Origin of the sequence: Corallococcus sp. 4LFB, assembly GCF_046520365.1 — a bacterium.
In the GTDB taxonomy this organism is placed as follows: domain Bacteria; phylum Myxococcota; class Myxococcia; order Myxococcales; family Myxococcaceae; genus Corallococcus; species Corallococcus caeni.
This window is the reverse complement of the sequence record NZ_JBKGHJ010000036.1, coordinates 17889-30271: the sequence shown is the minus strand read 5'-3', so window position 1 is coordinate 30271 and position 12383 is coordinate 17889. Positions and strand designations below refer to the sequence as shown.

Genomic DNA, 12383 nt, shown 5'->3' with positions numbered 1-12383 from the left:
GCGCCTCGATGAGGCCATGCAGCGTGGCATCGCGCGGGAAGTCGGTCGCCGTCGCGTTCCAGTCGTGCAGCACCTGACGGTGCTCGGCCTCCTCCATGAGCGGCAGCGCGGACACCCGCTGCCCGGCATCCACGACGACGGCCTGGAGCACCGAACGCAGGTGCCCCAGCATGCGCGCGACGGTGGCCTCGTCGAAGAGGGCCGTGCGGTACTCCGCGATGAGGCGCAGGCCGCGAGCCTCTTCGGTGGCGATGAGCGTCAGGTCGAACCGGGCCGCGCCTGCGTCCACGGGCTGTGCATCCATGCGCAGGCCGGGGAGGGGAGGAAGGGAGAGCGGCGTGTTCTGCAGGACGAACATCACCTGGAACAGCGGCGACACGTTCAGCCTGCGAGAGGGCTGGAGCACCTCCACCAGCTTCTCGAAGGAGACGTCCTGGTGCGCGAAGGCGCCAAGGGCGGAGTCATGCACCTGGGCCAGCAGCTCGCGGAAGGACGGGTCGCCGGACAGGTCCGAGCGCAGGACGAGCGTGTTGACGAACAGGCCGATGAGGCCTTCGAGCTCGGAGCGAGAGCGGCCCGCGACGGGAGTGCCGACGGCGAGGTCGTCCTGGCCGGAGTAGCGCTGGAGCAGGACGTTGAACGCCGCCAGGAGCACGGAGAACAGCGTGCGGCCCTCGCGCAGGCCCAGCTCCTTGAGCCCCTGGGTGAGCGCCGGAGGCAGGACGATGGAGTGGCGAGCCCCCTGGGCGTCCATGTTCGCGGGGCGCGGACGGTCCGAGGGCAGCTCCAGCACCGCGTGCGGATCCAACCGCTGGCGCCAGTACGACAGCTGCGCTTCGAGCGCGTCCCCCTGCGACCCCTGCCGCTGCCACGCGGCATAGTCCGCGTACTGCAGGGGCAGCGCCTTCAGGGCCGGCGGCTGGCCGGACGCGAAGGCCTGATACAGCTCCGCCACCTCGCGGACCAGCACGCCCATGGACCAGCCGTCGGACACGATGTGGTGGACCGTGACGAGCATCAGGTGCGCGTCCGCGGAGAGCCGGTAGCGCACCGCGCGCAGCAGCGGCCCCCGCTCCAGGTCGAACGGCACGCGGACGTCTTCGCTCACACGGCGCAAGGCCTCGGGTTCACGCTGGGCCTCCGGCAGGCTCCCCAGGTCCACCTCCGCGATGGACAGCTCCAGGTCCGGAGCGACCTGCTGCAGCGGCCGGCCCTCGTGCTCCGGGAAGGTGGTGCGCAGCGCGTCGTGGCGGTCCACGACGGCCTGGAAGGCCCGGGAGAGCGCCACCGGGTCGAGCTGCCCGGAGAGGCGCACGGTGACGGCCATGTGGAGCGCCGCGTTACCGGGCGACAGCCGCTCCTGGAGCCACATGCGCTCCTGCCCGAAAGAGGCGGCCACGCGGGTGGACGGACGGATCTTTCCACGCAGCAGTTCGGCCAGCCGCGAGCGCTTGTCATCAGAGGGGAGGGTCATGTTGGCGCCAGCTCCTTCGTGTCGCACGGACGGGCGCCGACTCCTCCTGTGGAGCGGCGTCTTCCTGAGGTGCGCGACGACGTGAACTTGGCGTCAGCTATGTCACCGAATGGATACCTTGTCCAAACACGAGGCGAGCGCGGATCCCGGGCCGGTGGACAGCAGTTCCGCGTCGCGTGGCTCGCTCGGCAAGCTCCTGGGTGTCCACGAACGCAACGACACACAGTGCGGGCCACTCGCTGCGACAATTCACGGAGGTTGTCTGACCAGCCTGCGCGCCCCTACGCTTGCCGGATGAAACGACTCTTCGCAGCGCTGGTCCTGCTTCCCTCGATGGCCTTCGGGCAGGTGCGTGTAGACATCGATGTGAAGCTGCCCGACATCGTCTTCTCGACCCCGCCGCCGCTCGTCGTCGTGCAGCCCGGCGTGCAGGTGGTGGAGGACTACGACGAGGACCTCTACGTCGTGGACGATGCGTACTGGGTGCGCCGCGATGGGCGGTGGTACCGGGCGCGCGACTACCGCGGTGGCTGGGAGGTCGTGGAGGAGCGGCGGGTCCCCGTCACCGTCGTCAAGCTGCCGCCCGGGCGTTACAAGCGGTGGAAGCACTCGAAGAAGGGGGCCGTCGTGCCCGCGTCGTACCGTGACGACGGCCGCGACCACCGGCAGAAGGACCGGGGCCACCACGACGACCACCACAAGGGCGGCAAGGGCAAGGGGAAGAAGTAGCTCCGGGGCCGGTCAGTGGGCCGGCGGCTCGCCACCCGCCGGCGCGCGGACGAAGAGCGTCCTGCCCGCTCGAATCGTGCACCTCACGTCGGTGAACCGCCGGACATCCGTGGCGGGATCGCCGCCGAGCACCACGAGGTCGGCGTCGAGGCCCGGCGTGACGCGGCCCCGGCGCTCGCTGGCGCTCCAGCGCGCCGCGGGGGCGGTGGTCAACGACGCGAGGATCCGCATGGGCGTCAGCCCTGCCTGTGCCATGAGGACGTACTCCTGCGTCGGATTGAGGTCCGTCATGTACCCGGCGTCGGTGCCGAACAGGACCTGCCCCCCGGCGCTCGAGAACGCCGCGAGCTGCCGCTCCGCGCCCCCCACGAGGCGCTCGCGCACGTCGGCGGGCACGTCCGCCTTGGCGAGCTCGTAGCCCCAGAGCTGCAGCGTGGGGACCACGGAGACGTGGCGCGAGACCAGCTGGCCGACGAGCTCGGCGCTCCACTCCCGCTTCGGTGAGTCAATGGTGGTGTGCACGATGACGTCGGCCCCGGCCTGCACGGCGGCGCTCACCCCGTCGGGATCCGTGGGATGCACCATGACCAGGCCTCCCCGCCGGTGCGTTTCGTCCGCCGCGGCGCGCGCGATGTCCTCCGCCATGCGCCGGATCTCACCATGCCCCTGGGGCGTGGCGACGAACAGCTTGGTCCCCTGCGCGCCGGTCTTGAAGCTCTCGCGGACGAGGGCGCGGGCCTCCTCCGCCGACGCGGGCTGCGCCAGCTGTCGCAGCAGCTCGGGCGGCAGGTCGCGCAGGTAGAAGGGGATGCCGTTCTCCGGATACAGCGGGGAGCCGACGGTGAGGATCGCCGGCCCCCGCAGCTCGCCGCGCTCGATGCGCTGGCGGAGGGCTCCGGTGTTCGCGGGGTCGGAGCCGGTATCGACGACCGTCGTGAAGCCGTAGCGCGTGGTCAGCTGGCTCAGGGGGGACTGGAGCTCGTCACGCGGCCGGCTCGCGGCCCCGGCGAACGCGGGGTCCGTGAAGTGGACGTGGCTGTTCTGGAACCCGGCGGTGATGACGCCGCCGCCGCAGGCGTCCTCACGCCGCACCCCGGCAGGTGGAGCGTCCGGCGCGGAGCCGACGGCTTCAATCTTCCCGCCGCTCACCACCACCCAGGCGTCGTCCAGCGGTGGCGCGTCCGGAGCCACATAGAGCCGCGTGCCCGTCAGGAGCCAACGATCGGCGACAGCAGGGCGCTGACCCGACGCGCAGCCCGCGGTGGCCAGCCAGAAGAGAAGTGCGATCCGTTTCATGAGGTTCACCTCGCGGATCCGCACCGTGCGCTCAAGGACACACGCCGTCAAACCGCCGATGCACAAGCTGCTCACGAACTTCACGACGGATCGGATTTCAATGTAAGCTGTTATATCTTAATATTATTGACTTCCTGTTTTGTGCGCTCGCAATGTCTCCCTGTCGCCAAGGCTGGCGACAGGGGAGCACACCATGCCGAAGTCGAAGCAACTCGCGTCCTGCCTTGCCCTTGCCCTGGCCGCGTCCGCGCCGGCGGCCCTCGCGGATTCGGCCATCTACGGCGGCGGCCCGTTCTATTCCGGCGGCACCGCGGTGATGAACGACCTGCGCGGCTCGGGCTTCACCACCGTGATCCTCTGGAGCTTCCACATCGAGGACAACGGCGACCTCGTCTACAACGACATCCCGGTGGTGAGGAACGGCGCCTACATCGGAGACCCGGCCTGGCCCACGCGGCTGGCCTCGCTCAAGACGGCGCCGACCTCGGTCAATCGCATCGAGGTGTCCATTGGCGCCTGGAGCGTCCCCGACTTCGAGCGCATGGCCCGGCTGGTCAACGGCACCGCCGCTGGCTGCGGCAGCACCCTGGTCTGCGGCACGGGCAGCAGCAGCATCCTGTACCGCAACTTCCAGGCGCTGAAGACCGCCACCGGCGCCACCGCGGTCAACTTCGACGACGAGAGCGCCTACGACCTGGCCCCGACCACCCAGTTCGGGCAGATGCTGGTGGGCCTGGGCTACAAGATCACCTTCGCGCCCTACACCCAGCAGACCTTCTGGCGCAGCCTCAAGGACAACCTCGGCGGCGCGGTCGACGGCATCTACCTCCAGGTGTACGACGGCGGCGCCAGCAACAACCCGGCGAGCTGGAACACCGCGATGGGCATGACCGTGGACCCGGGCCTGTGGTCGCGCCACGGCTCCGGCTGCGCCAGCGGTGACAGCCCGGCCACCGTGCAGAGCAAGATGAGCAACTGGAAGAGCACCGCCGGCATCAACGGCGGCTTCATCTGGCTGTACGACGACATCCAGGCGTGCGCGGCGCAGGGCACCAGCGCGCAGTACGCGGCGGCGATCAACACCGCGGTCAGCGGCAACACCCCGCCCGTGGCCAACTTCGGCGTCACCGTGAGCGGACTCACCGCGACCTTCAGTGACGCCTCCAGCGACAGCGACGGCACCATCGCCTCGCGCGGCTGGAGCTTCGGCGATGGCAGCGGTTCGACCGCCACCAACCCCAGCCATGTCTACGCCAGCGGTGGCAACTACCCCGTCAGCCTGACCGTGACCGACAACGGCGGGGCCAGCCACACCCGGACCCAGACCGTCTCGGTCGGCGCCGGCTACGTCAACCTGGCGCTGAACAAGCCGGCGACCGGCTCCACCGCCTGCAACAGCAGCGAAACGCCGGCCAAGGCGGTCAACGGGAGCGTCTCCGGCGGCACGACCGACAAGTTCTGCTCGTTGGCCTCGGGGGCCTGGCTGCGGGTGGACCTGGGTTCAGCGCAGACGGTCAGCAGCTTCGTCGTCAAGCACGCCGGCGCGGGCGGTGAGTCGAGCACCTGGAACACCCGGGCCTTCACCATCCAGACCTCCAGCAACGGCACGAGCTGGAGCACCCCGGTGACGGTGACCAACAACACCGCCAGCACCTCGACCCACGCCATCAGCGCCACCTCCGCGCGCTACCTCAAGCTCAACGTGACCACCGCGTCCCAGAACGGCGACCCGGCCACGCGCATCTACGAGTTCGAGGTGCACTGACCCCGCGGGAGGAGCGGCATCGCGCGACGGACGCGCCATGCCGCGCTGCCGCGGCTACGGCTGCGGCACGCCCGACTCGTAGGCCTTGCGGATGGCCTGGGCACAGGCGCGGGACTTCTCGCCCTCCTCGTCCCCGAAGAGCTGGCGACTGCGGGCCAGGACCATGTACCGGTTCCTGGCGGCGTTCACCCAGGGATAGAAGCCAAACGCTCCCGGGGAGGAGTGGCCCGTCACGGTCCACGCGCCGTTGACGGTCTCTCCTTCAATCCAGTGCCCGAGCCCGTAATACGTCTCTCCCCCCGTCCACGGCGTGAACGACACGCCTGGGCCCCCCGCCCAGGCCGGAACGGAGTCCACGGTCAGCTGGGAGGACAGCGCGTACTGGTTGTTGATCAGCTTCCTCAGGAAGACGCGGTACTGCGCCGCGCTGCCGGAGAAGCCCCCGGCCGGAGCGACGGCGCTGTCGGACTCTGGAAGGGTGGTGCCCAACTGGGCGTTGACCCAATCCATGACGCTCAGCAGCCCCGTGCCCCTCCTGGCCCCGATGTCGTCCAGGGCCAGCTTCTGCATGTGGCCGCCGTTGTAGAAGAACCGGCCGTTCTGGAGCGGGCGGTAGGTGACGTTCTTGTAGGCGGCGCCGTAGCACTCCGAGACCGTCGTCCCGGCGTCTCCACACAAGGTGGTGTTCTCGTCGATGTAGCCGCTGGTGAAGTTGAGCCGCTTCTTCTCGTCCGCGGTGAGGTTGGCGTACCCCCGCGACTGCACGTAGGCCCCCGCGTACAGCCACTTGCTCGCGGACGCGATGGGCATCACCGTCTCGGCCGTCACCCCGCTGCCTCGCGGGATGGCGTAGAGCGGCCCCGCGCCATTGCCAATCTCCCAGTAGAAGTTCCCGAGCGGCGAGCAGCTCGCCGAGGTGTTGGCCGTGGTCAGCGCGGCCTGTTCGCCCGCCGTGAGCGCCGCCTGGGCCGTGCCCGGGGGCGCATCCGCGACGGCGTCGAAGGTGTCCTCCGTGGTTCCACAGCCGATGAGGCCCAGCGCCAGCAGCCCGCACGCCGAGATGAAAGTCGTCCTTCGGTGTTGCTTCATGGGGAATTCCTCCGGGAAATGCCCTGTGAACCCGGGAAGCGCCCGGAAGTTGCGCGCCTCTTTTTCGCGGGCGGGCGCCGGAGCGTCCGGGCTCGAACTCGGCGCACCGGCGACGAAAGGGATGTGTGAGGTCGGTACGACGCCGGCCTCGCTTCGCTACCGGGAGAAGGACCCATGACGTGCGGACACTGGCGCTGGCGTGTCGCCACCACCCAGCGGGACCTGGATGACGCGGCCCGCATCCGCTGGGCTGTCTTTGGCGGAGAAATGGGACTGCTGACCGAGCAGTCCGCGCTGTCGCGGCGGGAGATGACCTCCATCGACACGCTCGACACCACGGTGCACCTGCTCGTCCATGTCGGCTCCGAGCCGGTGGCGACGATGCGGGTGGCGCTGCCCAACGCGGAGGTGGCGGCGAACCTGGGCGGGCCGGTGGGGCTCGAGCTCGCGCAGCGGCTGGACCTCTCGGGCGTGCTCCAGCCGGGGAGGGTGCTCGCGGAGCCCTCGCGCTTCTGCGTGCTGCCGAGGTGGCGCCGCACGCAGGCCGTCTCGTGGCTGCAGGCGGCCATGTACGCGGAGAGCCGGCGGCGCGGGGTGACGCACTGGATCGCGTCCGCGAACCTGGAGACGGACTCGCCCGAGGATGCGCTGCTGGCGTGGCGGGTGGCGGCCCACCGGGGATGGCAGAGTCCGCGCTGGCGGGTGGACGTGCCCGACCCGCGCCAGGCCCCCAAGCGGCCCCGCAAGCCCTTCTACACGCCGGAGGAGCGGGCGAGGGCGGAGCAGGGGCTGTGGGACGGGCTGCGGGTGCCCAGGTCCCCCTCGCTCTTCGCCACGACGATGGGGGCGCGCTTCATCGCGGAGCCGCTCTACGACGCGTACTTCCAGTGGTTCACGCTGCCGCTCGTCATGGCGCTCGATGAGATCCCCGCGGAAACCCTGACGCACTTCCACGCGCTGGAGCACGGCGTGAGCCCCGCCGTCTAGGCCCGGGGCGGCTTCTTCCTTCCCTTCACCTTCAACACGCAGCAGCCGGGACTCCAACGGACCCCGGACAGGAGACGTACGTGCAAACACAGACGGAGCAGCAGGTGGGAACGCAGTGGCTGGCGGTGCTGGATGAGGAGGCGCGGGGGCTGGTGGCGGCGGTGGATGCGCGGCCCGACGCCAGCCGCCTCCTCGATGGCACCCTCGACGTGGAGGGCTACATCCACTACCTCGTCCAGACGTATCACTACGCGCGCTGGAGCACGCCGATCCTCGCCGAGGCCGGCCACCGGCTCAACCGGCTGGGACGGCACCCGGAGCTGGCGGCGCTGTTGATCCAGAAGGGCGAGGAGGAGCGCGGGCACGACCGCTGGTTGCTGTCGGACCTGAAGAACCTGGGCTGCTCCGAGCAGCAGGTGGAGGCGGCGGCGCGGAGCCCGGCGGTGGAGGCCTACACGGGGTGGAACTTCTTCACGTCGCGCTCGGGCGTGCCGACGGCGGTGCTGGGCACCGCGTACGTGCTGGAGTACCTGTCGCAGACGCGGGCGGGCGTGTGGGCCGAGCGGCTGAAGGCGGTGGCCGCCATCCCCAACATCCACAAGTCGGTGACCTTCCTGCGCAGCCACGGGGCGCTGGACGGGGACCACGTGGCGGAGATGCAGCGGCTCCTGGCGCGGCTGACGGACCCGGAGGACCAGGAGGCGATCCTCTTCTCGGCCCGGGTCGCCCGGAGCGTCTACCCGCGCATCTTCCGTGAGGACGGCGCCTCCAGCCCCACCCTCGCGAGGTAGCGACGACCGCACGCAAGCGGGGAGCGCCTCCCGTCCGGGCCCTGGCCCATCGGGAAGCGTCTTCCCCCGCGTTCGACTCGCTCAGACAGGCTTGTTGAGGCGGGCGGCCTGGTAGAGGAGGTCCGCGCGGCTGTCCACGCCCAGCTTGTCGAAGATGTTCCGCACGTGGGTCTTCACGGTCAGGAGCTTGCGCCCGAGCTCAACGGCGATCTGCTCGTTGTTCCGGTTGCAGAGCAGGTGCCTCGCGATGGTGGCCTGGCGGGGCGTGAGCTGGCGTTCCATCTCCCAGGGGAGCGGGATGGAGTGGGGAATCTCGTTCAGCCTGAGCGCCCATCGCCGGGGACCGTCGGCGGCGGGCATCTCGATGAAGCGGCAGGTGCGGTTGCCCTCGGGATGGTTGAAGACCCAGAGGGTCTTCCCCAGCCGGGCGTCCGCGTCCATGCGCACCAGGGCGTCCAGCCGCTCCTTGAAGACGAGCGGGAGCCCGGAGGAGTGCAGGTCCGCGCCGGTGAACCACCGGGCCAGGAGGGCGTTGGCGTGCTCGGAGCGGAACTCCACGCGGGAGGGAGGCTCCACGACAAGGTAGGCGGAGTCGGGACGGCGGTGGAGCTCCTCGAGCAGGTGGGCGCCGGCCATGAGGCCCTGGGCGTCATTGCAGTTGCGCACCATGTTCATCAGGTGCTCGTTGAGGCTGGCGACCGCGGCGGTGTTCTCCGAGGAGAAGGGGCGTCGCTTGTTCCGGTAGAACGCGAGCGCGCCGACGAGGCCGGGGCCGATGGGGAGGAGGACCGCCATGATGTGTTCCAGGGTCAGGTCCAGCTCCCGGCTGCGTTGGAAGATGAGGGTCCGTTCGTACTCCGAGCGGGTGAGCAGCTGCGTATCGCGGACGGGCACGTTGGGCCGCGCGAGGATGGGCTCCCGCAGGAAGTCGTGTTCGGCCAGGACGGCATAGTCATCCAGCAGGCGGATGGGGAAGCCTGGGACGAGCCATTGGAAGTCGAACGGCGCCGTGTGCATGAGGCACAGGGCCATGGCGTCGGCCTGGACGAACTCGAGCAGGGACGCACGCGTGGTTTCGAGGACCTTGGGGATGCTCAGCGCGCTGTTGAGTCCACTGATGACGCTGTCCCGGAGCACCAGCTCCTGGGTGTTGAAAGCCGTTGGATTGAACATCCGCGCGTCCTTGTCATCTTGACCGGGCAGGCTGCGGACCCCAGCCTAATCCAGTCCGATGGCAAGTCCTACGCCCGGGCCACCGCCCGAGGCCTCATCCAGGGCCCCGGGCGGCATGCGGCTCAGCTCACTGGATGACGGTGACGACCTGGGTCTGGCAGGTGACCGGGTCGACGAAGGACTGGGCCGCGTCGACGGTGCAGGCGGCGCCGCCGTAGGTGCCGAAGAAGACCTGCGCCTGGCAGCTGCCGCCGACGTCACTGACCTCCACCCGCCAGACACACGTCTTCGCGGCGGCCGGGTTCGCCGGGTCCACCGTCCAGTAGTACTGCTGCGCGACCATCGGGGCCGGGGTGGGGGCGCTCACCTCGAAGCCGCCATAGCTGGCCGTGGGCACGGGATAGGGATTGAACACGCCGTTGAGCGTCCCCGTCAGGACCTGGATGCCCAGGGAGATGGGCAGGCCCGTCTGGTTGAGGACGAAGAGGTCCTCCAGCGCGGGGCCGACGGACGCCACCTGGGACTCCCGCTTCGTGGGCAGCTGGACCGCCCCCTCGCGGACGCTGACGTACTCGTCACGCTGCGACAGGAAGTCAGGGAACCCGAGCTCCACCTGTCCGGCGAACGCGATGGACGGAGCGAGCGACAACAGCGAGGCAGCCAGGAAACGCTTCACGTTCCTCGTCATGGACTACTCCTGAGTTGTTGGTGTGGGGTCGGCCGAAGCCAATGCCTTACTAGCATTCCCTCCCGCTCAACTGCAAATCAAAACCAGTAATTCGTGGAGTTCCTGTGAATGTGGATGATTGCCATCCTGGCGTGTCACGCGTTCGTTGGGATGTCAGGCTAAGGGGTTTCCACGGGTCGGCAAAGCCATACGCATGTCATTCGCGGGGCGCCGGGCGGGAGGGGGCTTCCTCCCGGAAGAGGTGTGGCCGGCGAAGGCCCAGCCCTCCAGCGCGTCGTCCGTCGCGGGCGCGAGGACCTGGGGGCGAGTGGTGCTGCCCAGGGAATGGCTCCCGGAGTTCGCGGAGAACCCCAGAATGGTTTTCTTCGGTCCGGGTGACTGGGATAGGAGCCATTCCAGGTTCATGAACATGGAGCGGTCACGTCCGTTGTAAGCGCTCCAGTCCCCAGGATGTCCCAGGCGCCCGAGCATCCAGCGCCCACCCTGGAGGAGGACTGCCACGCCAGGCTGGAGTGGATGGCGGCGAACGCCGCGCCGCCGCGGTTTGATCCGAACCCGCTCGTCATCCGACCGGCCGCGGACAACCCTGACGTCAGGCCGTCCGGCCCAGCTTCCCGGCCATCACCTCGCGCATGTCCGTAGGCGCGCGCCCCAGCAGCTCCCGCAGCGTGGGATCGACGGCCGCGAACTCGCCATCGCGGCTCGCGCGGTAGAGGCCGAGCGAGATGGCCACCGCGGGCGCGGGCATGCCGGAGGCCACGAGCTTCGCGCGCAGCTCGTCCTCCGGCACGACGCTCCGGCGGAGCGGGCGTCCGAGGACGCTCGACGCGAGCTCGCACAGCGCTTCGAAGTCGAGCGCCTGCGCTGCCGTGAGCGGCGGCGTCGGCCCGTCGTACCGGCCCTCGTTCGCGAGGATCACCGCCGCTGCTTCCGCCAGATCCGCGTGCGTGGTCCAGGAGACCTTCCCGTCCGCGGGCGCCTCGAAGACGCCCGTCTTCAGGCCCCTCTCCAGCAGGAACACCGCGCTCGAAGCGTAGAAGCCGTTGCGAAGCGCGGTCCACGCCAGCCCGGACCCGCCCAACATCTGCTCCGTCGCCGCATGGTCGAGCATCGGAGGAAACGCCGAGGAGCGGCTCGCGGCCATGTGGCTCGTGTAGACGATGCGCCGCGCGCCGGCGGCCCGCGCGGCGTCGATGGCGGCGCGATGTTGGGCCAGGGGGTCGCCGCCCGTCGCGCGCGCGTTCGAAGAGACCATCAGCACCTGGGTTGCGCCCTCGAAGGCGTGCGCGAGGCTCGCCGGCTCCGCGAAGTCCCCCCTGCGCACCCGGACGCCACGTGCCGCCAGGTCCTGGGCCTTGTCCACGTCCCGGACGCTGACGGCGACCCGGTCCACCGGGACGCGGGTGATGAGGTTCTCCACGATGAGACGGCCGAGCTGCCCGGTGGCTCCGGTCACGACGATCATCGAACGCTCCTTGGGGTATCGGTGGAAACAGTTCCTTGTTTCCGGCGATAACGTAGCGGCCGTTAACGGCGATATCAAGCATTCGTTATCGGCGTTCCAGGGGCTGCGTGCTATCTCAGCGCCATGAGGGACCGCGAGAAGGTCGCTGCCGAGGACGCGGAGGGCTCCGATGTGCGCGCGCGCATCATCGCGGCCGCCGCTGAGCTCATCGCCTCCGAAGGGCCCGAGGCCGCGACCACGCGGGCCGTGGCCTCCGCCGCGGGGGTGCAGGCGCCGACCCTCTACCGGCTCTTCGGCGACAAGCGCGGCCTGCTCGCGGCCGTCTTCGAGCACGCCATGCGGCGCTACGTGTCGGAGAAGGCGGCGCGCAAGCCGCACCCGGATCCGCTTCAGGACTTTCGCGACGGCTGGGACATGCACATCGCGTTCGGCCTCAGCCATCCCGGGCTGTTCGCCATCATGAGCAGCGATCCCCAGCTGGCGTCGCGGTCCCCGTCGCTGGGTGACGGGGAGGACGTCCTGCGCAGGCGCATCCGGAACCTCGCGCTCGCGGGCAGGCTGCGGGTCAGTGAGGAGCGGGCGCTCGGCCTCGTGTCGGCGATGGGTATTGGCGCCGTGCTCACGCTGCTGAGCCAGCCCGAAGACAAGCGCGACCCCGGGCTCGCCCAGGCCGCGCGCGAGGCGGCGGTGGCCGCCATCACGGGCGAGGCGGCGACCCCGAAGAACGCGGAGGTCCGCGCCATGGCCGCCGCGCTGCGGGCCTCCATGGGGCGGATCCGTGTGCTCTCGAAAGGCGAAAGCCTGCTGCTGAGCGAGCTGCTCGAGCGCATCGCGGACGCCGGGTAGCTGGAGTCCACGCCGGCGAGCTGGAAGCGCACGCTGCCCGCCTGTCCCTCGCAGGTCGGCGTGGGGAGTGATGGCCAGCA

11 protein-coding genes are annotated in these 12383 nt (G+C 69.9%); 5 read left to right on the top strand and 6 right to left on the bottom strand.

From position 1 onward, the window contains the following. Positions 1-1474: condensation domain-containing protein (locus ACLEQD_RS06595; protein WP_410382611.1), on the bottom strand; the 1474-nt coding region annotated here is incomplete at its 3' end. Positions 1475-1768: 294 nt separating this feature from the next. Here ACLEQD_RS06595 and ACLEQD_RS06590 point away from each other — a divergent pair. Beyond that, the gene (locus ACLEQD_RS06590) at positions 1769-2203 is read left to right on the top strand and encodes a hypothetical protein (protein WP_410382609.1); all 435 of its coding nucleotides are present in this window, start codon (positions 1769-1771) and stop codon (positions 2201-2203) included. Between the two features lie 12 nt (positions 2204-2215). Here the strand turns inward: ACLEQD_RS06590 and ACLEQD_RS06585 are convergent, their stop codons facing one another. Further along, complete coding sequence (locus tag ACLEQD_RS06585) at positions 2216-3499, bottom strand: amidohydrolase family protein (RefSeq protein ID WP_410382608.1); 1284 nt, start codon at positions 3497-3499, stop codon at positions 2216-2218. A 193-nt stretch (positions 3500-3692) separates the two neighbouring features. On the opposite strand from ACLEQD_RS06585, the gene ACLEQD_RS06580 reads away from it, so the two are divergent. Further along, positions 3693-5264, top strand: a complete 1572-nt coding sequence (locus tag ACLEQD_RS06580) for a PKD domain-containing protein (RefSeq protein ID WP_410382606.1) — start codon at positions 3693-3695, stop codon at positions 5262-5264. Positions 5265-5318: 54 nt separating this feature from the next. Here the strand turns inward: ACLEQD_RS06580 and ACLEQD_RS06575 are convergent, their stop codons facing one another. Then, entirely contained in the window at positions 5319-6353 is a 1035-nt protein-coding gene (locus ACLEQD_RS06575; protein WP_410382604.1) for a hypothetical protein, read from the bottom strand. 174 nt (positions 6354-6527) lie between these two features. On the opposite strand from ACLEQD_RS06575, the gene ACLEQD_RS06570 reads away from it, so the two are divergent. Beyond that, positions 6528-7340, top strand: coding sequence for a GNAT family N-acetyltransferase (locus ACLEQD_RS06570; RefSeq protein ID WP_410382602.1), 813 nt, complete (start codon positions 6528-6530; stop codon positions 7338-7340). A gap of 80 nt (positions 7341-7420) precedes the next feature. Continuing rightward, positions 7421-8131, top strand: coding sequence for an iron-containing redox enzyme family protein (locus tag ACLEQD_RS06565; protein WP_410382600.1), 711 nt, complete (start codon positions 7421-7423; stop codon positions 8129-8131). Positions 8132-8212: 81 nt separating this feature from the next. On the opposite strand, the gene ACLEQD_RS06560 is transcribed toward ACLEQD_RS06565, so the two are convergent. From ACLEQD_RS06560 to ACLEQD_RS06550, 3 genes are all read right to left on the bottom strand, one after another. Next, positions 8213-9304 carry a response regulator transcription factor gene (locus ACLEQD_RS06560; RefSeq protein ID WP_410382598.1) on the bottom strand — a complete coding sequence of 364 codons (1092 nt, stop codon included), beginning with the start codon at positions 9302-9304 and terminating at the stop codon, positions 8213-8215. 127 nt (positions 9305-9431) lie between these two features. Further along, positions 9432-9992 (bottom strand): hypothetical protein, encoded by a 561-nt coding sequence (locus tag ACLEQD_RS06555; protein WP_410382597.1) that lies wholly within the window; start codon positions 9990-9992, stop codon positions 9432-9434. Between the two features lie 592 nt (positions 9993-10584). Continuing rightward, positions 10585-11457 carry an NAD(P)H-binding protein gene (locus tag ACLEQD_RS06550; RefSeq protein WP_410382595.1) on the bottom strand — a complete coding sequence of 291 codons (873 nt, stop codon included), beginning with the start codon at positions 11455-11457 and terminating at the stop codon, positions 10585-10587. 123 nt (positions 11458-11580) lie between these two features. Between ACLEQD_RS06550 and ACLEQD_RS06545 the strand changes: the two genes are divergently transcribed. Then, positions 11581-12303, top strand: a complete 723-nt coding sequence (locus ACLEQD_RS06545; RefSeq protein ID WP_410382593.1) for a TetR/AcrR family transcriptional regulator — start codon at positions 11581-11583, stop codon at positions 12301-12303. Positions 12304-12383 lie beyond the last annotated feature (80 nt).

What these genes read in the sequence shown, in the direction of transcription:
- ACLEQD_RS06560 (WP_410382598.1), bottom strand. Translation starts at nt 9,304, where the DNA reads ATGTTCAATCCAACGGCTTTCAACACCCAGGAGCTGGTGCTCCGGGAC.
- ACLEQD_RS06570 (WP_410382602.1), top strand. Translation starts at nt 6,528, where the DNA reads ATGACGTGCGGACACTGGCGCTGGCGTGTCGCCACCACCCAGCGGGAC.
- ACLEQD_RS06590 (WP_410382609.1), top strand. Translation starts at nt 1,769, where the DNA reads ATGAAACGACTCTTCGCAGCGCTGGTCCTGCTTCCCTCGATGGCCTTC.
- ACLEQD_RS06550 (WP_410382595.1), bottom strand. Translation starts at nt 11,457, where the DNA reads ATGATCGTCGTGACCGGAGCCACCGGGCAGCTCGGCCGTCTCATCGTG.
- ACLEQD_RS06575 (WP_410382604.1), bottom strand. Translation starts at nt 6,353, where the DNA reads ATGAAGCAACACCGAAGGACGACTTTCATCTCGGCGTGCGGGCTGCTG.
- ACLEQD_RS06555 (WP_410382597.1), bottom strand. Translation starts at nt 9,992, where the DNA reads ATGACGAGGAACGTGAAGCGTTTCCTGGCTGCCTCGCTGTTGTCGCTC.
- ACLEQD_RS06545 (WP_410382593.1), top strand. Translation starts at nt 11,581, where the DNA reads ATGAGGGACCGCGAGAAGGTCGCTGCCGAGGACGCGGAGGGCTCCGAT.
- ACLEQD_RS06580 (WP_410382606.1), top strand. Translation starts at nt 3,693, where the DNA reads ATGCCGAAGTCGAAGCAACTCGCGTCCTGCCTTGCCCTTGCCCTGGCC.
- ACLEQD_RS06585 (WP_410382608.1), bottom strand. Translation starts at nt 3,499, where the DNA reads ATGAAACGGATCGCACTTCTCTTCTGGCTGGCCACCGCGGGCTGCGCG.